Origin of the sequence: Peptoniphilus obesi ph1, from assembly GCF_000311865.1 — a bacterium.
Taxonomy (GTDB): Bacteria; Bacillota; Clostridia; order Tissierellales; family Peptoniphilaceae; genus Peptoniphilus_E; species Peptoniphilus_E obesi.
In genome coordinates, this window is record NZ_HE978583.1 from 49,688 (window position 1) to 70,794 (window position 21,107).

Consider the following 21,107-nt stretch of genomic DNA (forward strand, 5'->3'; position numbering starts at 1 on the left):
AATAGGATGTGTTCTCTTGTTTGTGGCATTGGTCCATCTGCTGCTGATACTACTAGGATTGCTCCGTCCATTTGTGCTGCTCCTGTGATCATGTTTTTTACATAGTCAGCGTGTCCTGGGCAGTCTACGTGTGCGTAGTGTCTGTTTGGTGTTTCGTATTCTACGTGTGATGTTGAGATTGTGATTCCTCTTTCTCTTTCTTCTGGTGCTTTATCTATGTGTGCGTAGTCTACGAATTCTCCTCCACCGTATCTTTTGTTTAATACTAGTGTTATTGCTGCTGTTGTTGTTGTTTTACCGTGGTCTACGTGACCGATTGTTCCTATGTTTACGTGTGGTTTATTTCTTTCAAATTTTTGCTTTGCCATAATTTATCCTCCTAAGAATTAATCGTTATCCTTATTTTTTCCTTCTAGTACTTCATCAGCTATTGAATTCGGTACTTGTTCATAATGGTCGAATTGCATTGAATGTGTTGCTCTACCTTGAGTGTTTGAACGTAGAGATGTAGCATATCCAAACATTTCAGCAAGTGGTACGTAAGCAGTAACGATTTGAGCATTACCAACTAATTCCATACCTTCCATTCTACCTCTTCTTGAGTTTATATCTCCGATTACATCACCCATGTATTCTTCAGGTGTTGTAATTTCAACTTTCATTGTTGGTTCTAGAAGCACTGGATCACCGTGTGCTAAAGCATCTCTAACTGCCATAGATCCTGCAATTTTAAATGCCATTTCTGATGAGTCAACATCGTGGTAAGAACCATCGTATAGAGTAACTTTTACATCTAATACTTCATATCCACCAAGGATACCAGATTGAAGAGCTTCTTCAATACCTTGTTGTACAGATCCTATATAATCTTTTGGTATAGCTCCTCCAACGATTTTGTTTTCGAATATATAACCTGAACCTGGTTCAAGTGGTTCGATTTTAATCTTAGCATGACCATATTGACCACGACCACCTGATTGACGTACGTATTTTCCTTCGCCTTCAGCTGGTTTAGTAATTGATTCTCTGTAAGATACTTGTGGGCTACCGATGTTAGCTTCTACTTTAAATTCTCTTAATAGTCTATCAACTATGATATCTAGATGTAGTTCTCCCATACCTGCTATGATTGTTTGTCCTGTTTCTTCATCAGTGTATGTTCTGAATGTTGGATCTTCTTCTGCAAGTTTTGCAAGAGCAATTGCCATCTTATCTTGAGATGCTTTTGTCTTTGGTTCTATTGCAACAGAGATAACTGGTTCTGGGAATTCCATTTTTTCTAGAATAACAGGTGCTTTTTCATCGCAAAGTGTATCGCCTGTACCTGTATCTTTAAGACCTACAGCTGCAGCTATTTCTCCAGCGTGAACAACTTCAACTTCTTCTCTCTTATTTGCGTGCATAAGTAGAATACGTCCAAGTCTTTCTCTTTTGTTTTTGCTAGAGTTTAATACATAAGAACCTGCTTCGATTGTACCTGAGTATACTCTAAAGTAAGCAAGCTTACCTACATATGGGTCAGTTACAATTTTAAATGCAAGTGCTGATAGAGGTTCTTTTTCATCTGCTTTTCTTTCAACTATTTCATCTGTTCCAACTTCAATTCCTTTTACTGGTGGAATGTCAAGTGGAGATGGAAGATAGTCAATGATAGCATCTAGTAGTAATTGAACACCCTTGTTCTTGTATGAAGAACCACAAGTTACTGGTGTCATTTGTACTGATATTGTACCTTTTCTGATAGCTTTTTTGATTTGATCATCAGTGATTTCTTCACCTTCTAGGTAAGCCATCATTAGGTCTTCATCAAATTCTGAAACCTTTTCTATCATTTCTTCTCTGTATTTTTGAGCTAATTCCATGTATTCTTCTGGAATGTCTGTAATTTCAATTTCAGTTCCGTCTTCATTTTTATAAACTTCAGCAACCATTTCAACTAGGTCAATCATACCTATGAAATTTTCTTCTGCTCCCATTGGAACTTGAATAGGAACTGGATTACCTTGAAGTTTTTTATCTATTGTAGCTACTGATCTAAAGAAATCTGCTCCAGTAACATCCATTTTGTTGATGTGAGCTATTCTTGGAACTCCGTATTTATCAGCTTGTCTCCAAACTGTTTCTGATTGAGGTTCAACACCACTTTTTGCATCAAATAGTGCAACAGTACCATCAAGAACTCTCAAAGATCTTTCTACTTCTACTGTAAAGTCAACGTGTCCTGGGGTATCAATTATATTTAATCTATAACCCTTCCAGAAAGCCGTAGTAGCTGCAGATGTTATAGTGATACCTCTTTCTTGCTCTTGTTGCATCCAGTCCATTTGTGCAGCACCTTCGTGTGTTTCACCAATTTTGTGGATTTTACCAGTATAATACAGAATACGTTCTGTAGTAGTAGTTTTTCCGGCATCGATGTGAGCCATGATACCGATATTTCTAACTTTTTTTAGTGGTATTTCACGAGCCATTCGGCTATCCTCCTTTTACCATCTATAGTGAGCAAAGGCTTTATTAGCTTCTGCTGTTCTATGCATTTCTTCTTTTCTCTTAACGCTTCCACCTAGACTGTTTGATGCATCTAGTATTTCTTTTGCAAGTCTTTCAGCCATAGTTTTTTCTCCTCTAGCTCTTGCATATTTTACTATCCATCTTAGTCCTAGTGTTTGACGTCTTTCAGGTCTAACTTCCATAGGTACTTGGTAAGTTGCCCCACCAATTCTTCTACCTTTAACTTCTAATACAGGCATTACATTATTTAAAGCTTTTTCGAAAACTTCAATTGCATCTTCTCCAGTTGCTTCTTCTATAGCATCAAATGCACCGTATACTATTTTTTGAGCTGTTCCCTTTTTGCCATCAAGCATTACGTTATTAATAAGTTTTGTGATAACTACATTATCATACTTAGGATCAGCCATTACTTCTCTTTTCTGAATGTGACCTTTTCTTGGCATAAACTTCCCTCCTTAACTATATAGTCGATTCATTGGTACTCGGCTAGTGACCGTTAAGCCAAAAATCTATATATAAGAAATTAAATCATTATTATTTATTTTTTGGTTTCTTTGTACCGTATTTTGATCTTGCTTGTCTTCTTTCATCTACTCCTGCTGTATCTAGAGTACCTCTTACAATGTGGTATCTAACACCTGGAAGGTCTTTTACTCTTCCACCACGAATTAGTACAACACTGTGTTCTTGTAGGTTGTGTCCTATACCAGGAATATAAGCCATTACTTCGTATCCATTAGTAAGACGAACTCTGGCAACTTTTCTAAGTGCTGAGTTAGGCTTCTTAGGAGTAACAGTTCTTACAGCTACACATACACCTCTTTTTTGAGGAGAGTTAACTTTAGTTTCTTCCTTTTTTAGAACGTCAAAGTTTACATCAAGTGCAGGTGATTTAGATTTTGATTTAATATTCTTTCTACCTTTTTTAACTAGTTGATTAATTGTTGGCATTAATTGCACCTCCTTAAAATTTTTATTTATATTAATATTGCCGCAGTAGCAGCATTAATACCAATACCAAATTGTTCACCAAGCTCTTTTTTTGTATCAATGTAATTGATTTTTACATCATTTTTATTACATTCGCTCAGTATCTTGTCTTTTAAATTTTCATCTGTATCTAGAGCTAGGAAAACTTCTTTAGTCTTATCACTTCTTATTGCCTTAATTACTTGTTTTGTGCCCACTACTTTTCCCATATGAGCACCTCCTATCTATACACAATTAAAACTACCTATTTGCTCTAGGTAGTCTTAATATATTAGATACTGTACTAGTTTATCATTACAAGCAGTCTTAGTCAATATTTTTTTGCTATATTTAGCTATTTATAGTCTTTTAAGACTTTTATAGTATAACAAATAAAATTAATAAATAAAATAATATAATAAAAATTTTTATTATATTATTTCTGCAATAAATTTCTATTAACAAAAACTTATACAAAATAAAAAGAGAAGGTAATTTTACCTTCCCTTAAAATTATATAAAATACATAAATTCCTATTCTATATCTCTAGTATAAGAATATCGAAAAATGAAATTATCCAATTTATCTTTATTGTAGCTATCTATTCCAAGCTCATCCATAACTTCCGGACTTAGTTTTACCTCTTTTCCTTTTTTTGCTGTTTCCTTTGCATATTCCATAATTTTTTTAATTATTTCATCAATTTCTTCATCAGTTTTGCCTGGAAAACAATCTTGGTCTGTTTCATTTTTTTCATCATAATCATAAGTCATAGAAATATTGCTAAATTTTATATTGTATCTTTTTTCATCGACCATATGAAGGGTATTAAAACGAATATTAAATTTATCCAACTGACCCTCATCTATATCATAGTCATCTAAAACTTTTAATACTGTATCTTTTACTTTAAAATCTTTATTCTCTTCATAATACTTATAGACAGCATCTTGCAAATCAAACATAAATTCTTCTCTCTCTTTTTTTGTCATTCCTTTAAGAACTTCCTCTGAGCTTTTATAATCTTTAAACCAAACACCTGGTAGAATAAAGTCTTCTTTTTCTATAAGTTCCTTATCTCTTTCTTCTGCTTGATTATTACAAGCTGCTAAAGAAAGTAAAAGAATACCTATTAAGGCTAAGATACTAATTTTCTTTATTTTCATAAAATCACCCTTTTAATGTAACTTTATAAGATTTTAATCTTTAAAATCATTATATTGGCTTTGAAATTATATAAAATACATAAATTCCTATTCTATATCTCTAATATAAGAATATTGAAAAGTGAATTCATCCAATTTATCTTTATTGTAGCTATCTATTCCAAGCTCATCCATAACTTCTGGACTTAGTTTTACCTCTTCTCCTTTTTTCGCTGTTTCCTTTGCATATTCCATAATTTTGTTAATTATTTCATCAATTTCTTCATCAGTTTTGCCTGGAAAATAATCTTGGTCTGTTTCATTTTTTTCATCATAACTATAAGTCATAGAAATATTGTTGAATTTTATATTGTATCTTTTTTCATCGACCATATGAAGAGTATTAAAACGAATATTAAATTTATCCAACTGATCCTCATCTATATCGTAGTCATCTAAAACTTTTAGCACGATATCTTTTACTTTAAAATCTTTATTCTCTTCATAATACTTACAGACAGCATCGTACAAATCATGCATAAATTCTTCTCTCTCTTTTTTTGTCATTCCTTTAAGGACTTCCTCTGAGCTTTTATAATCTTTAAACCAAACTTTTGGTAGAATAAAATCTTCTTTTTCTATAAGTTCCTTATCTCTTTCTTCCTGACTCATTCCAACACAGGAGCTTAAATTAATAGCTATTAAAAATATACAAACTAAAGATATTATGTAAATGTTTATATTATCTTTATTAGATATTTTTAAAATTTTCATAATTTATAGAAGTCATCTCCTCTCACATAAAAATCTCTGTCTATATTGCCTGATCGGTCAGGAGACCAAAATGTTATACTTGCTTTTTGTCCTCCAGCTTCAATATAACTCTCATATGTAAGTATAGGACCTGATATTTGCCTAATATCTAAGCCTGTTATTCTTGCATAAGCCCTTACATTGCTCTTAAATCCACTTACAGTAGTAGCAAATTTTGATTTATATAGTACACCAGTATCTTCACTAAAAACAGAAACATGGTAATCAAAATATTTTCTTATAGGTACTTCATCAGGAGCTCTTAAAACGTTCTCATCTTTTCTTTCAACTTCAATATATTTTTTAGTATCAACTGAATTTTTTATCGTAACAGTTAAACATATTTTATCTAAAAATTCAGGGTTTACATTTTTAATATCAAGTTCCTTTAAAACAGCTTCGTCAACTCGATCTAATACTATATTTTCTGTATTTGCTTTGTCAACTGCATACTGAGTGATTTTGTCAATTATCATATCAATTTCTTCATCACTAGAATTTCCAAATATATCTTCCTTATAAATCGTTTCAAATCCTACAATCACACCACTAACCTTGTTTTCTCTGTTTGATTCTAAACCATTTGCATGTACAAATTTTGATGAATTTAAAACAAATAGAATCGTAAATAAAAATACTAATATTCTTTTCATAAACTTTCTCCTCCTTTAATTTTCCTTAATTAAAACTTATACACTTAAATTTCTGCAATCCTAATTCCAATAACTCTAAGTAAATCACCTTTTATTGCTTTGTTATTATAGTCTTACCCTTATATATACTGCTTTCAAACCATTCTATTCCGAGTTAAGTTCTAAATTAGGCATATGTTTGGAGTTTAATAATCATAAAAAAAGAGTGGCTAGCACTCTTATTTAAATATGTTCATATATTGCTCGTGTGTCTTATTTTGATTCATAAGCCATTCTCCAAGTTTTCTACTTGCTTCTTCATCAAAATATTTATCTAATCCACCAAAAGACCATCCTTTTTTACTTGTTAGGTAGACGGTTTTTGTTGCATCGTCCCAATTTACATCTAGGCAAAGATAATCTGCTATAAATCTAAGTGGCAGCATTGTTCTTGAATTTTTAATTTCTGGGGCTACGTCTGTTCTGTATGTTCCCTCGCTGATTGTTGCAATAGGATATCCAATTTTCATAGAAAGACCTAAATCATCTTTTTTAGCCCTTACATATACCCATTGGAAATTATATTTTTTGTCTTCTCCATATTTTACTTCTGCTCCTAAAGCCTCTGAAATAAATCTTACTGGCACCATTGTTCTTCCATTTTTTATATAAGGGTCTACATCCGTTTTAACTTCTTTACCATTTATGTTTATTTTTACTGGCGATTCAGCATAAACATTTGTAAATATTCCAAAGCTAAGAACTAAGATTGTTGTAAATAGTATGTATAGTTTTTTATTCATAATTTTTTCCTTTCTTTTAATATTGCCACTCTTTTTACTTTCTTCTTATATTCTATCAAACCCTGCTGTATAAATAAAACTTTTATGATTCTTATTTAATTTTTTATATACTTAGGCATAAAAAAAAGAGGGCTTAACCCTCTTTTTTTAATTATTCTTCAACGCTTGCTTCTTCTTTTTCTAAACTTCTTGTGTCTAGTTTTTCAGAGTTTTCAAGTAGCATAAAGTTTTCTTTTAATTTATCATTAATAGAAATTTGTACATTATTGTTTTTTCTTGCACCTGTACCTGCTGGTATAAGTTGACCAATAATTATGTTTTCTTTTAGTCCGTTTAAGAAGTCTTCTTTTCCTTTTATTGCTGCATCTGTAAGAACTCTTGTTGTTTCTTGGAAAGATGCTGCTGATAAGAAAGAATCTGTTGCAAGTGAAGCTTTTGTAATACCTAATAGAGTTTGAATTCCTTCTGCTGGTTCAAGTCCTTGTTCTTCCATCTTCTTATTTTCTTCGATAAAGTCTGCCTTATCTACTAAAGAGCCTGGAAGAAGTTTTGTATTTCCTGATTCTGTGATTTTTATCTTAGAAAGCATTTGTCTTACTATAATTTCAATATGCTTATCGTTGATATCAACACCTTGAAGTCTATAAACTCTTTGAACTTCCTTAACTATATATTCTTCTACACCCTTTGTTCCTTTTACTCTTAAAAGGTCTTGAGGATATACTGAACCTTGTGTTAATTCTTGTCCTTTTTCTACATAATCTCCTTCTTTGACTTTTAGTCTTGATCCGAAAACTATATTGTAGTTTTGAGCTTCTCCATCTTCATTTGTTACAACAACCTCTCTTTTATTGTTGTGTTCTTTTATGCTAACTGTACCATCTATTTCAGATATAACTGCTAGACCTTTTGGTTTTCTAGCTTCAAATAATTCTTCAACACGAGGAAGACCTTGTGTAATATCTGCAGCTGATGCAACACCACCAGTGTGGAAAGTACGCATTGTAAGTTGTGTACCAGGTTCACCTATTGATTGAGCTGCTATAACTCCAACAGCTTCACCTATGCCAACTTTTTTGCCTGTTGCAAGGTTTCTGCCATAGCAGTGGATACAAACTCCATCTTTACATTTACAACCTAATACTGATCTTACTTTTACTTCTGTTATTCCAGCATTTACGATTTCTTCTGCTATTTCATCAGTAATTTCTTCATTTTTGCCAACTATTACTTTTCCAGTGTTTGGATCAGTAATTTCTTCTGCAGAAAATCTTCCTTCAATTCTATCTATTAATTTTTCGATGATTTCATTACCATCTTTAAAGTCTTTTACAACTATATATTCATCAGTTCCACAATCTTCTTCTTTAACAATAACTTGTTGAGAAACATCAACTAGTCTACGAGTTAAATATCCTGAGTCAGCAGTTCTGATTGCTGTATCTGCTAGACCTTTTCTAGATCCATGTGCTGACATGTAAAATTCTAGTACTGAAAGTCCTTCACGGAAGTTTGATGTGATTGGAACTTCTATTGTCTTTCCTGAAGGTGAGGCCATTAGACCACGCATACCTGCTAATTGTCTAATTTGGTTTTTAGAACCTCTGGCTCCAGAATCAGCCATGATATAAATATTATTTAATTTATCAAAACCTGCCATTACATCATCAGTTAGAACGTCTGTTGCATTATTCCAAATTTCTATTACTTTTTCATAACGTTCTTCATCAGATATGAAACCTCTTCTGAATACTTTTTCATACTTAGCAACTTCTTTTTTAGCATCTTCAAGTATTGCCGGTTTTGTATCAGGTATTTGAATATCTGCCATTGATATTGAAATTGCTCCAATAGTTGAATAGTGATATCCAGTTTCTTTTATGTGGTCAAGAAGTTTTGCAGTTTCTATATTTCCGTGTTTTTTATAAGTTTTTTCAATGATCTTACCTAGTAATTTTTTATCTATTACTTGATCAACTTCAAGTGAATATTTATCCTTACTTCTATCAACAAAACCTAGGTCTTGAGATATGAATGAGTTTAGGATAAACCTACCTGCTTGTGAGTAGATAATCTTACCAGTTTTATCATTTTCATCAGCATAGATTCTAACACCAACTTTTGCATGTAGGTGAAGTAGGTCGCAGTAGTATGCATGCATCATTTCATCATAGTCTGAGAAGATCATGCCTTCGCCCTTGAAACCTTTTTGTCCAGTATCTACTGAAAGATAATAGCAACCAAGTACCATATCTTGAGTAGGTGTTGTTATAGGTTTACCATCTTTAAGGGCAAGTATATTATTTGTTGAAAGCATTAAAAGTCTTGCTTCAGCTTGCGCTTCTGTTGATAGAGGAAGATGGACTGCCATTTGGTCCCCATCAAAGTCTGCGTTGTAGGCTGTACATGCAAGTGGATGAAGTTTTATTGATTTTCCTTCTACTAATACTGGTTCAAAAGCTTGAATACCAAGTCTGTGTAGAGTAGGTGCACGGTTAAGTAGCACTGGATGATCTTTTATTACTTCTTCTAATACATCCCAAACTTCTTCTTTTTGTTTTTCAACTAATCTTTTTGCTGATTTTATATTGTGAGCATGGCCTCTAGAAACAAGTTCTCTCATAACAAATGGTTTGAAAAGTTCTAATGCCATGTTTCTTGGAAGACCACATTGATAGAATTTCAATTCTGGTCCAACAACAATTACAGAACGTCCTGAATAGTCAACACGTTTACCAAGTAAGTTTTGTCTGAAACGACCTTGTTTACCTTTTAACATTTCAGATAAAGATTTTAGAGGTCTGTTTCCTGGTCCTGTAACAGGTCTTCCTCTTCTACCATTGTCTATTAAAGCATCTACTGCTTCTTGTAACATTCTTTTTTCATTTCTTACTATAATATCTGGCGCATTGATATCTAGTAGTTTTTTAAGTCTGTTATTTCTGTTTATTATTCTTCTGTATAAATCGTTTAAATCAGATGTTGCAAACCTACCACCATCAAGTTGAACCATAGGTCTTAGATCTGGTGGAATTACTGGAATAGCATCAAGCACCATCCATTCAGGTTTATTTTTTGATTTAATAAAGGCTTCGATTATTTCAAGTCTTCTAGAAACTCTAACTTTCTTTTGTCCACTAGCATTTTCTAGTTCTGCAGTTAGTTCTTCTGATTCCTTGTTTAAATCAACATCCATTAATAATTTTTTTACAGCTTCTGCACCCATTCCGGCTTCAAATTTGTCGCCGTATTCTTTTTTGTATTCTCTATATTCAATTTCACTTAATATTTGTTTAACATAAAGTGGAGTTTCTCCAGCTTCTACTCTTGTAACTACAAAAGATGCAAAATATAAAACTTTTTCAAGAGCTCTAGGACTCATATCAAGTACAAGACCCATTCTTGATGGAATTCCTTTGAAGTACCAAATGTGTGAAACAGGGGCTGCAAGTTCAATATGACCCATTCTTTCACGACGTACCTTAGCCTTAGTTACTTCAACTCCACATTTTTCACAAACTACGCCTTTGTACCTAACTCTTTTGTATTTACCACAATTACATTCCCAGTCTTTTGTTGGTCCAAATATTTTTTCGCAAAAAAGTCCTTCTTTTTCAGGTTTTAAGGTTCTATAGTTTATAGTTTCAGGTTTTTTTACTTCTCCATAAGACCATTGTCTGATCTTTTCAGGTGAAGCCAATCCTATTTTTATTGAATGGAATAATTCATGTTCGCTCAAGGAGCTTCTCTCCTTTCTTTAATTAAATTGACTAAATCAATTTAAAATATATACCATAAATAATACTAATCTTATTCTTGATCTTCTTCTTCGGAATAGTCTATTTCTTCTTCATCCTCATCTTCAGGTACAAAACCTTCATCTGGCATGCTAGAAATTTTTCTTATACCGGTGATTGTAGTTGATCCAGTTTCTTTAACCATATCTTCTACTTCTTGCTTTTCATCAGTTTTTTGATCTGCAAGATTATCTATGTTGTCTAAATCTTCCTCATTAGCTTGAAGATCAACTTGATTTCCATCAGAATCAAGCACTTGAATTTCTAGTGCTAGGGACTCTAATTCTTTTATTAGTACCTTAAATGATTCAGGAACTCCTGGTTGAGGTACTTCTTCACCTTTTATGATAGCTTCATAAGTTTTAACCCTTCCAACAATGTCATCACTTTTTACAGTTAACATTTCTTGTAGAGTATATGAAGCACCGTAAGCTTCAAGAGCCCAAACTTCCATTTCTCCAAATCTTTGTCCACCAAATTGTGCCTTACCACCAAGTGGTTGTTGAGTTACAAGTGAATAAGGTCCAATTGATCTAGCATGGATCTTTTCATCAACCAAGTGGTGAAGTTTTAACATATACATGTAACCAACTGTTACAGGGTGGTCAAATTCTTCTCCAGTTCTACCATCTCTTAATTGGATTTTTCCATCTTCTGGATATCCAGCCTTCTTTAACGAATCGATGATATCTTGTTCGTTTGCACCATCAAATACAGGTGTAGCAACATGCCAACCTAATTTTTTAGCTGCAAGTCCTAAATGGACTTCAAGAACTTGTCCAAGGTTCATACGAGATGGTACACCAAGTGGGTTAAGAACAATTTGTATTGGAGTTCCATCTGGCATATAAGGCATGTCTTCCTTAGGTAGTACCCTAGAAATTACACCCTTGTTACCGTGTCTACCACACATCTTGTCTCCGACTTGGATTTTTCTTTTAGTAGCAACAAAAACTCTAACCATTTCATTAACGCCTGGTTGAAGTTCATCTCCTGCTGCTCTTGTAAAAGTCTTAACATCTATAATTATTCCAGATTCACCATGAGGAAGTCTTAAAGAAGCATCTCTAACTTCTCTAGCTTTTTCTCCGAATATAGCACGAAGAAGTCTTTCTTCAGCTGATAATTCAGTTTCTCCCTTTGGTGTAACCTTTCCTACCAAAATACTGTTAGGTTTAACTTCTGCTCCAATTCTTATAATACCTCTTTCATCTAGGTCTCTAAGCATGTCGTCTCCAACATTTGGAATATCTCTTGTAATTTCTTCAGGTCCTAGTTTTGTATCTCTTGCTTCAGATTCATATTCTTCTATATGAAGAGAAGTAAGTGTATCATTTATTACTAGTTCTTGATTTACTAAGATAGCATCTTCGTAGTTATAACCTTCCCAGTTCATAAAGGCAATTAAGATATTTTTACCAAGGGCCATTTCTCCTAGATCGGTTGATGGTCCATCTGCAATAACTTCGCCTTTTTTAACTTTTTGACCTTGCTTAACAATAGGTCTTTGGTTAATTGTTGTACTTTGGTTTCCGCCGATAAATTTGTGTAACTTAAATTCTTCTGTATTTCCATCAGAATCTCTTTTAAATACAATCTTATCAGAAGCAACCTTCTTTATTTCTCCATCTTCAGGTGCAACAATTACAACACCTGAGTCTTTTGCTGCCCTATATTCTATACCAGTTCCAATTACTGGAGCCTCAGTTTTTAGAAGAGGAACAGCTTGACGTTGCATGTTGGCCCCCATTAGAGCTCTGTTCGCGTCATCATTTTCAAGGAAAGGAATCATTGATGTACCAACAGCAACAATTTGTTGAGGTGAAACATCCATGTAGGTAACTTCATTAGAAGCGTAAATATCTACGACTCCTTCATGACCTCTTGCAACGACTCTATCATTTATAAATTTTCCGTTTTCATCAAGTTTTTCATTTGATTGAGCTATTATTTGTTCGTATTCTACATCAGCGGTTATATACTCAATCTTATCTGTTACTACTCCATCAACAACTTTTCTATATGGAGTTTCAATAAAACCATATTCGTTGATTCTAGCATAAGTTGTTAGTGAAGTAATAAGTCCTATGTTTGGTCCTTCAGGGGTTTCTATCGGACACATTCTTCCATAGTGTGAATTATGAACATCACGCACTTCAAATCCTGCTCTATCTCTGCTCAACCCACCAGGTCCAAGTGCAGATAACCTTCTTTTGTGAGTTAATTCTGATAGAGGGTTGTTTTGATCCATAAATTGTGATAATTGTGAAGATCCAAAAAACTCTTTAATTGCCGCTGTTACAGGTCTGATATTGATAAGAGATTGTGGGGTAGTTGCAGCAACATCTTGAACAGTCATTCTTTCACGAATAACTCTTTCCATTCTAGAAACACCAATTCTAAATTGGTTTTGTAAAAGTTCTCCAACAGATCTTATTCTTCTATTGCCTAAGTGGTCAATATCGTCAACTTGTCCTATTCCATTGAATAAACCATATTCATAGGAAATTGCTGCTAACATATCATCTATTACAATATGTTTTGGACTTAAAGCATTGCGATTTTCAACTAAAGCTTTTTTAAATTCTTCTATATCATCTGAATATTCTTCATATAGTTCTCTAAATAAAGGTAGATAAACTTTTTCTCTAAAGTCTAGCTCTTCTAAGCTAAAGCCTAGTTCATCTTCATCAACATAGGCAAAGTTATTACCTATAACCTTTACTTCTTTATCTTCTTCATTTTCTCTTGTTGCTTTTATAGTAACAATAATTTCATTGATGCCAGCTTTTTCAACTTCATTTGCGATTTCCTCTGTGATGATATCGCCCTTAGCTGCTAAAATTTCTCCAGTTAATGGATTTACTATATCGTAGCTAGCATAATGATTTTCTATTCTTGTTGCTATTCCAAGTTTTTTATTAAACTTATAACGACCAACATGAGCAAGATCATATCTTCTTGCATCGAAAAACATGTTTTCAAATAGCGATGTTGCAGAATCGATTGTTGGTGGCTCACCAGGTCTTAGCTTTTTATATATTTCAATTAAAGCCTCTTCCTTATTTTGCGTTGAATCCTTTTCAAGTGTCTTTAATAAATGATCGCTTTCTCCAAGCATTTCCTTTATTTCTTGATCACTTTCAACCCCAATAGCTCTTAAGAGTATTGTTGAAGGAATCTTTCTCGCCCTATCAATTCTTACATTAATAACACCTTGAGCATCAGTTTCAAATTCAAGCCATGCTCCTCTGTTTGGTATCAATGTAGATGAAAATAAATCATCGCCTATTTTGTCAGTTTCGCCCTTATAATAGGCTCCAGGACTTCTAACAAGTTGTGAAACTACAACACGTTCAGCCCCATTAATTACAAAAGTGCCTGTCGGAGTCATTAAAGGAAGATCTCCCATGAAGACTTCTTGCTCCTTAACTTCTCCTGTTTCTGTACTTATAAGCCTAACCTTTACCTTTAGAGGTGCAGAATAATTAGTATCTCTTTCTTTTGCTTCGTCGATATCATATTTGATTTCATCAGATACATAATAATCTACAAATTCTAAAATTAAATTTCCAGAATAATCCTCTATTGGTGATACATCATCAAAAACTTCTTTTAAACCCTTGTCTAAAAGCCATTTGAAAGATGCTGTCTGCACTTCAATAAGATTAGGAATTGATAATACTTCCGGAATACGAGAAAAGCTCATCCTTTCTCTTTTTCCATATTTGACAGGATGTACCATATTTTTTCATTCACCCCTCTATTTCTAAATTAGTTTTTGCCCTAATTTAGAGAATACTACACCAGTTTACTTTATTATATGCAATTAGTTATTATACCATAAAATAAAGTATTCTCAAATATTTTTTTATTTAAATTACCACAAATAAACAAAAAAATATCCTCATTAAAAATTATGTATAATTATTATTTACCCTTTTTATAGAAAAAAGTAATCCATAAAATATTTTCTTCCTATATATAAGTAAATTTTTATAAAGATATAAAAAAACTGACCTAAAGAAAAAGCTCTAGGTCAGTTTAATTTATTTAAAATATTTTATAATTTGTATTACAGCTCCAGCATATATTAAGACCAAAACCAAAACATAGTAGTGAGATCTTTTTGTAGACTTGAGACCCTTATAATTTTTTTCATACATGATAGCTAGAACTAATGAAGAGAGTATAGACAAGACTTGTAATAAGTTTATATATTTCACACCTATAAAATCGTTGGCATAAAGAATTAAAGAAAGAATTACTATACTAGTAAAAATCTCATTGAAAATAAGCACACGTCTAATCATAGTATACCTCCTGAGAAACTTAAGTTTATAGCTTGCATATTAAATCATTTAACTATTTATACTGTTTTGTTGTCTAACGAGTAAAACAATTTAAATAAGTAAATAAATATCACTTTATATTAGTATATAATTATTTCTTTTAAATTACCATTCTATATATCTATTTTTCTCATTACAACAAATGGTGGATAGAAATATCTCTTCATATAAAATAAATCCGCAGGGACATGCCCGCGGATTTTGCTTGTGATTTATTTATTCGTCGTAAGTGTAAAAGCCCTTGCCGGAAGCAACACCTAGCTCGCCTTTTTCCACCTTTTCTCCGATCATAGTTAGGATTTTGTGGTTCAAAGAATCGGGATCCTTGGCATCTTCTTTCATGCTGACGATAGCATAAACTGTTTTTAGACCAACCACGTCCATGATTTTAAATGGTCCTGCTGGTGCTCCGGTAGCTAGACGCCATGCTTTGTCGATTGTTTCTGGATCGGCAACACCTTTTGCCCATAGGGCTGAGCCTGCATCTAAAAGGGGAACCAATAGGGAGTTTAAAACGTAGCCTGGTTGTTCTTTGTGCAACTTAATAGGTTCCATATTGATTTCTTCAGCAAAGCGCACCACATCGTCATAGACAGCAGGATCTGTACCCTCGTGACCCATGCATTCTGCTGTGTTGTATCTCCAAATTTCGTTGGCGAAGTGTAGGGCCATGTATTTTTCAGGACGGCCTGTGTATTCGGCGAAAGTTGAAGGAAGTAGGGTTGATGAGTTGGTGCAGAGAATGGTCTTTTCATCGAAGAGATCGCGGAATTTTTCGTAAAGCTCGATTTTTTGCTTTGGATCTTCAGTCATTGCTTCGATAACGATATCAGCATCCTTCAATGCTTTTTCCGCATCCAATTCCAAATGAAGCTTTTCGTTCATGTTCTTTTCCACTTCGGCGTGTAGTTCGTCGATTTTTTCAGCTGTCATGCCGTTCCAATCTCGAATCAGTGCCTTGGGATAGAGATATCCGCCCAAAGGATTGCCGATAAGGCTTTTGGACTCTCCCAGAGCCTTAAGGATTTCTTTTTTAAAATACTCGATCTTCGGTTCGGCGCGGCCGATGGATCCTTCACTGCGCAACCAAATGGTGGTGTCATGTCCAGTGTAGGCGCTCATCAATGCGATTTGCGTACCTAGAACGCCGCCTCCTAACAATACTACTTTCTTAAATTCCATAGTTTCCTCCTTTATGATTTTCTTTTTTTCACAGGAAAGTTCTTTTTACTTCTTGAGCCCGAATCGGAATCTATGTATCGACTCTCCCGATTTTATCTATTTACCCTTTATATTTTTGTTAAAACAATATTTATTAAATTTTCCCTTTTTATACAAAAAAGTAATTCATGGAATGTTTTCTTCTATATAAGTAATAAGTAAAACTTTATAAATAGAAATTTATGAGAAAAAATATAAGTTAAAAATAAAAAAACACATAAGGTCTGAAATTTCTCATCTCTCATATGTTTTATTTTTCATATACCTTTTCTTTTTAATCTTTATTATATTTTTGCTTCTTGTGAGCATTGTTTCCTACTAAAAATCTTTAGTCATAAATCAAACTATCCACTATAATTTTGATTTAATTATATATAAGCAATAAAAAAGATCCAGACGCAAGGTCCAGATCTTAATCTTATAATTAAATTATTTTAAATTTCAATTCTTCTAAATCCTGATCCTAAAATTTCACTTGTATCAGAAACTGCCATAAAAGAGTGCTCATCAACTTTATCTACAACTGTTCTAACAGTAACAAGTTCTCTAGAGCTACAAATTAAAAAGATTACATTTAAATCTTCCTTATTATAAACTCCTTCACCCTTCATATAAGTCATACCTCTATGAAGATTTTTATATAATTCAGTAGTTATTTCTTCATACTTTCTAGAAACAATAATGACTTGTTTTTGTTTTCCTACACCAAGTTGGACTCTATCAGAAACTTGGTAGCCAACAAAAAGTGATATAAGGGTAAACATTGCTGTTTCTCTTGTGAAAATAAATCCAGATATAGTTATAACTACAAAGTTTATTGCCATAAGAACAGAACCGATTTTCATATTAAAGCTTTTTCTTATTAGGGTTGCAACAATATCAAATCCACCTGTTGAGGTTCCGTGTCTTAAGGTTAAGCCCATTCCAAAACCATTTATAGCTCCACCAAACACTGCTCCGAGGAAAAGATTATCTGTCATAATAAATCCATCAGGCAAAAGTCTTGTTATAAAACTAACATAAAATGACACTATAAATATTGACATAATCGAGAAAACCATAAATTCCTTATTTAATTTAAAGATGCCAAGTAAAATTAGAGGCAAGTTTATTAGAATAATTAAAGTAGAAATTGAAATCCCGCTGACATAAGAAATTAAAGTTGACATTCCCAAAACTCCAGCCGGTATCATATGGTTGGGTTTTAGAAAAATTACCAAAGCTAGTGCACAAAAAAAGTTTCCAACTACAACTGCAAAAATCTTGCGCATTATGTCTTTTCTATCCAAATTTAATTTTAGATTAAAACTCATCTTTTATTATATCTCCAATTCTATAATCCATAATAAAAAATAACAGGAGAAGACGTGGTCCTCTCCTGTTAAAAAATATTAATTATTGAATATCTAATTCAACAGCTTTTTCTACTTCTTTTAGTAGAGTACCATCTTTTAGTAAAGCTGTAGCTGTTTCAAGTTCATTATACATTTCTGTATCATTATCATTTTCTATAAATTTAATGTGTTTTCTAACTTCATCATAAGCTACTTGTGTACCTTTACCAAGTTTAAATTCGTTTTCTCTGAAGTCAATTGCTTGACAAGCTGCCATGATTTCAGTTGCAACTACTCTTAGTGAGTTGCTTACTATATCTCTTGCTTTTCTTGCAGCTATTGTTCCCATAGATACGAAGTCTTCTTGGTTTTCGCATGATGTAATTGAATCTACAGAAGCTGGATGAGCTAATACTTTGTTTTCAGATACTAATGCTGCTGCAGCATATTGAGTGATCATGAATCCAGAGTTTAGACCAGGGTGTTTAACTAGCATTGAAGGGAAGCTTGAAAGTTGTGAGTTTACAAGTCTTTCAATTCTTCTTTCAGAAATATTTGCAATTTCTGCTGCACCAATTCCTAGGAAGTCAAATGGTTGAGCCATTGGTTCTCCGTGGAAGTTACCTCCAGAAATGATATCTCCTTCTGGGTAAACTATTGGGTTATCAGTTGCTGAGTTAATTTCGATTTCAACTTTTTCTTTTACATAAGCTATAGTGTCTTTGTTTGCACCATGAGATTGAGGCATACATCTTAATGTGTAAGCATCTTGAACTCTAAGTTCTGCTGTATGAGTCATGTAAGTTGAACCTTCAGTTAGTGATCTAATATTTTTAGCTGTTGCAAGGCATCCTTTGTGAGGTCTGATTGAATGTAGTTTTTCATAGAATGCATCAATAATACCTCTGTGAGCTTCAAGAGATAAAGCACCTGCTATATCAGCAAGTTTTAATAATTGAATAGCATCATAAGTTGCAATTGCTCCTACTGCTGTAAGAACTGTAGTACCGTTGTTAAGAGCTAGACCTTCTTTAGCTGCAAGTGTAATTGTTTTAACTCCAGCTTTTTCCATAGCTTCTTTACCTGACATTAATTCTCCCTTAAAGTATGCACGACCTAAGCCAAGCATTGGAAGAACCATATGAGAAAGTGGTGCAAGGTCTCCACTTGCTCCTACTGATCCTTTTTCAGGAATATGAGGAACTACACCCTTGTTTAGCATATCAAGTATTGTTTGAACTGTTTCAAGTCTAATACCTGAGAAACCTTTAACTAGTGAGTTAATTCTGATTAACATAACAGCTCTAACTTCTTCTTCAGAAAGAGGATTACCATATCCACTAGCGTGTGAACGAATTAAGTTTTCTTGTAATTGAGCTGAGTCTTCTTTTGAAATAGAAACGCTCATTAGAGAACCAAATCCTGTGTTTACACCGTAAACAACTCTTTCACTTTCTACTATTTCATCAATAATTTTTCTTGATTCTTTTACTTTTTCGATTGCTTCTTCGGAGATTTCAACTTCCGCTTTATATCTGGCTACATTAATAACCTCTTCAAGTGTTAGATTGTAGCCGTCTAATATAACTTTATCCATAATTGTTTCCTCCCATCATTAACAATTAAGCTTAATAATTCTACCACATAATTAAAGAATTACAATAAAACTTTTCTAATATTTAAACAATAATTTACAATTTTTATCTAGGATTAACCTAAGATAGCTGATCCAACAACACCACCGATAATTAGGAATATATCGAATGCTATAAATGTAGGAACGCATGTATCCCAAATGTGATCGTGTTGTCCGTCTGCGTTAAGACCTGATGTAGGTCCAAGAGTTGAGTCAGATGCAGGAGATCCAGCATCACCAAGAGCTGCTGCAACACCGATTAATAGTATTATAGATTGTGGTGAAAATCCAATATTTTGGCAAAGTGGTACATAGATTGCTGCAATAATTGGAATAGTACCAAATGAAGTACCTATACCCATTGTAATAACTAAACCGATAAGTAGCATTAAGAATGCTGCAAATACTTTTGAACCTTGCATGTAAACACTTGCTTTTTCAACAAGAGTTTCAACTGCTCCACTTGTAGTAAGAACATTACCAAATCCTGCTGCTACTAACATAACGAAAGCTATAAAGCCCATCATGTCAATACCACCATGCATTACATCGTCTAAGTCTTTTAGTTTGATACAACCAGTAATGATCATAGTTCCAAGTCCTGCCATAGCTGCGTATGGAAGAGATTTTGTAATAATAGAAACAACTGCTGTAACAAGACAAGCAATTAAAGCTCCCCATGCTCTCCAAGTCATTTTTACTTCTTCTTGGCTTTCTTCTTGTCCTGGTACTGGAATGTCTTCATATTCTCTTTGTCTGCTATAAAGAACTAAAACAGTAACTACAAGACCAATAAGCATTGAAAGTCCTGCGATCCACATTACTGATCTTGTGTCTTTTACAGTAATATCAAGACCAAATTGGCTAATATTATCAACTAATATTTGATGGAATAATAGACCAAATCCTACAGGAATTGTTACATATGGCGCTTTTAATCCAAATGTTAAAGAACACGCTACAGCTCTTCTATCGATTTTAAGTTTGTTCATCAACGGAAGAAGAGGTGGAATTAATATTGGAATAAAGGCAATATGTACAGGAACTAAGTTTTGTGAAAAACATGCTATGAATGCAAGTGAGAAAATTACGAACATTTTCTTTCCAGAAAGAACTTGTGAAAGTTTTCTAGATAAAATAGTTCCAAGTCCTGATTGCGCTAAACCAAAAGCAAAAGCACCTAATAAAATATAGGATAGAGCTGTTGCTGAGTTTCCGCCCATACCTGAGATAAGAACATCAATAATATTGTTGTCTGCTCCTTCTACATAAAGTGGCATACCTGCTGATAAACCACCAACAATAGCTGCAACTATAATTGATAATAAAACGTTGAATTTTATCAAACATAGTACACACATTACTACTACCGCGATTACTACGGGATTGAATAATAACATAAAATACCTCCTTAAATTTATATAATAAACAAGACTCGCTTGTTGATTATCAAAACTTTAAATTGTAAGAGTGCAAAAAAGCAATTCTTTAGCATGATAAATTGCTACCAGCCTACTAATTTCAAGGCTTTCAAGCTTTTCTTTAAATTCATTATAATATATATGCAATCGTTTTTCTATACAAAAATTACAATATCTTTCATAGAATGTAAAAAGCTTCTTTTTGTTATTAAATTACTTTTTATAATAATATTTATAATTACTTTTTATCTATTTATTATTTTTTCATTGCTATTAGCTACAATTAAGTTTAAAATAACTTTAAATTATTAGTTTTTAATCTTAGTTTAAAGCTTTTAAGCAAGAAATTTTTTATTACTCATTACATATATTCCCATTTTTTATAAAACTAATAATTCTTTTTTCAACAAATGAAAAATTGACTTTTAGTAAAATATTTAAAAATAAACAAAATTTAGAATTTTTTTAA

General features: G+C 33.0%; 16 protein-coding genes. All 16 read right to left on the reverse strand.

Annotated elements, in window-relative coordinates; translation table 11 throughout:
- The coding region (locus tag HGPB_RS07975; protein WP_036738677.1) for a GTP-binding protein at positions 1 to 368 on the reverse strand (368 nt) is incomplete at its 3' end.
- Positions 369 to 386: 18 nt separating this feature from the next.
- Positions 387 to 2,471 carry an elongation factor G gene (fusA, locus tag HGPB_RS07980; protein ID WP_019133163.1) on the reverse strand — a complete coding sequence of 695 codons (2,085 nt, stop codon included), beginning with the start codon at positions 2,469 to 2,471 and terminating at the stop codon, positions 387 to 389.
- Between the two features lie 15 nt (positions 2,472 to 2,486).
- Positions 2,487 to 2,957, reverse strand: coding sequence for a 30S ribosomal protein S7 (gene rpsG, locus HGPB_RS07985; RefSeq protein ID WP_019133164.1), 471 nt, complete (start codon positions 2,955 to 2,957; stop codon positions 2,487 to 2,489).
- 91 nt (positions 2,958 to 3,048) lie between these two features.
- Positions 3,049 to 3,465: a 30S ribosomal protein S12 gene (gene rpsL, locus HGPB_RS07990; RefSeq protein WP_019133165.1), complete on the reverse strand. Its 417-nt coding sequence runs from the start codon at positions 3,463 to 3,465 to the stop codon at positions 3,049 to 3,051.
- Between the two features lie 26 nt (positions 3,466 to 3,491).
- Positions 3,492 to 3,713: a L7Ae/L30e/S12e/Gadd45 family ribosomal protein gene (locus HGPB_RS07995; RefSeq protein WP_019133166.1), complete on the reverse strand. Its 222-nt coding sequence runs from the start codon at positions 3,711 to 3,713 to the stop codon at positions 3,492 to 3,494.
- Between the two features lie 304 nt (positions 3,714 to 4,017).
- Positions 4,018 to 4,650, reverse strand: coding sequence for a hypothetical protein (locus tag HGPB_RS08000; protein ID WP_019133167.1), 633 nt, complete (start codon positions 4,648 to 4,650; stop codon positions 4,018 to 4,020).
- A gap of 87 nt (positions 4,651 to 4,737) precedes the next feature.
- Positions 4,738 to 5,403, reverse strand: coding sequence for a hypothetical protein (locus HGPB_RS08005; protein ID WP_019133168.1), 666 nt, complete (start codon positions 5,401 to 5,403; stop codon positions 4,738 to 4,740).
- Positions 5,400 to 6,095, reverse strand: coding sequence for a hypothetical protein (locus tag HGPB_RS08010; protein ID WP_019133169.1), 696 nt, complete (start codon positions 6,093 to 6,095; stop codon positions 5,400 to 5,402). Before HGPB_RS08010 ends, HGPB_RS08005 begins: the two co-directional genes overlap by 4 nt.
- Before the next feature lie 218 nt (positions 6,096 to 6,313).
- Positions 6,314 to 6,877: a copper amine oxidase N-terminal domain-containing protein gene (locus HGPB_RS08515; protein ID WP_019133170.1), complete on the reverse strand. Its 564-nt coding sequence runs from the start codon at positions 6,875 to 6,877 to the stop codon at positions 6,314 to 6,316.
- A gap of 151 nt (positions 6,878 to 7,028) precedes the next feature.
- Positions 7,029 to 10,616: a DNA-directed RNA polymerase subunit beta' gene (gene rpoC / locus HGPB_RS08020; RefSeq protein WP_019133171.1), complete on the reverse strand. Its 3,588-nt coding sequence runs from the start codon at positions 10,614 to 10,616 to the stop codon at positions 7,029 to 7,031.
- A 71-nt stretch (positions 10,617 to 10,687) separates the two neighbouring features.
- A complete protein-coding gene (rpoB, locus tag HGPB_RS08025; protein WP_019133172.1) occupies positions 10,688 to 14,419 on the reverse strand; it encodes a DNA-directed RNA polymerase subunit beta in 3,732 nt (1,243 codons plus the stop codon).
- A gap of 304 nt (positions 14,420 to 14,723) precedes the next feature.
- Positions 14,724 to 14,987: a hypothetical protein gene (locus HGPB_RS08030; protein ID WP_019133173.1), complete on the reverse strand. Its 264-nt coding sequence runs from the start codon at positions 14,985 to 14,987 to the stop codon at positions 14,724 to 14,726.
- Between the two features lie 255 nt (positions 14,988 to 15,242).
- Entirely contained in the window at positions 15,243 to 16,208 is a 966-nt protein-coding gene (locus HGPB_RS08035) for a 3-hydroxyacyl-CoA dehydrogenase (protein ID WP_019133174.1), read from the reverse strand.
- 473 nt (positions 16,209 to 16,681) lie between these two features.
- Positions 16,682 to 17,560, reverse strand: a complete 879-nt coding sequence (locus tag HGPB_RS08040) for a YitT family protein (RefSeq protein ID WP_019133175.1) — start codon at positions 17,558 to 17,560, stop codon at positions 16,682 to 16,684.
- A gap of 82 nt (positions 17,561 to 17,642) precedes the next feature.
- Positions 17,643 to 19,178: a histidine ammonia-lyase gene (gene hutH, locus HGPB_RS08045; protein WP_019133176.1), complete on the reverse strand. Its 1,536-nt coding sequence runs from the start codon at positions 19,176 to 19,178 to the stop codon at positions 17,643 to 17,645.
- Between the two features lie 113 nt (positions 19,179 to 19,291).
- The gene (locus HGPB_RS08050) at positions 19,292 to 20,617 is read right to left on the reverse strand and encodes a Na+/H+ antiporter family protein (RefSeq protein ID WP_019133177.1); all 1,326 of its coding nucleotides are present in this window, start codon (positions 20,615 to 20,617) and stop codon (positions 19,292 to 19,294) included.
- Positions 20,618 to 21,107 lie beyond the last annotated feature (490 nt).

Coding starts and splice junctions, on each gene's coding strand:
- HGPB_RS08035 (WP_019133174.1), bottom strand. CDS start 16,208: ATGGAATTTAAGAAAGTAGTATTGTTAGGAGGCGGCGTTCTAGGTACG.
- HGPB_RS08030 (WP_019133173.1), bottom strand. CDS start 14,987: ATGATTAGACGTGTGCTTATTTTCAATGAGATTTTTACTAGTATAGTA.
- HGPB_RS07995 (WP_019133166.1), bottom strand. CDS start 3,713: ATGGGAAAAGTAGTGGGCACAAAACAAGTAATTAAGGCAATAAGAAGT.
- rpsL (WP_019133165.1), bottom strand. CDS start 3,465: ATGCCAACAATTAATCAACTAGTTAAAAAAGGTAGAAAGAATATTAAA.
- HGPB_RS08040 (WP_019133175.1), bottom strand. CDS start 17,560: ATGAGTTTTAATCTAAAATTAAATTTGGATAGAAAAGACATAATGCGC.
- HGPB_RS08005 (WP_019133168.1), bottom strand. CDS start 5,403: ATGAAAATTTTAAAAATATCTAATAAAGATAATATAAACATTTACATA.
- hutH (WP_019133176.1), bottom strand. CDS start 19,178: ATGGATAAAGTTATATTAGACGGCTACAATCTAACACTTGAAGAGGTT.
- HGPB_RS08050 (WP_019133177.1), bottom strand. CDS start 20,617: ATGTTATTATTCAATCCCGTAGTAATCGCGGTAGTAGTAATGTGTGTA.
- rpsG (WP_019133164.1), bottom strand. CDS start 2,957: ATGCCAAGAAAAGGTCACATTCAGAAAAGAGAAGTAATGGCTGATCCT.
- rpoB (WP_019133172.1), bottom strand. CDS start 14,419: ATGGTACATCCTGTCAAATATGGAAAAAGAGAAAGGATGAGCTTTTCT.
- HGPB_RS08000 (WP_019133167.1), bottom strand. CDS start 4,650: ATGAAAATAAAGAAAATTAGTATCTTAGCCTTAATAGGTATTCTTTTA.
- HGPB_RS08515 (WP_019133170.1), bottom strand. CDS start 6,877: ATGAATAAAAAACTATACATACTATTTACAACAATCTTAGTTCTTAGC.
- fusA (WP_019133163.1), bottom strand. CDS start 2,471: ATGGCTCGTGAAATACCACTAAAAAAAGTTAGAAATATCGGTATCATG.
- HGPB_RS08010 (WP_019133169.1), bottom strand. CDS start 6,095: ATGAAAAGAATATTAGTATTTTTATTTACGATTCTATTTGTTTTAAAT.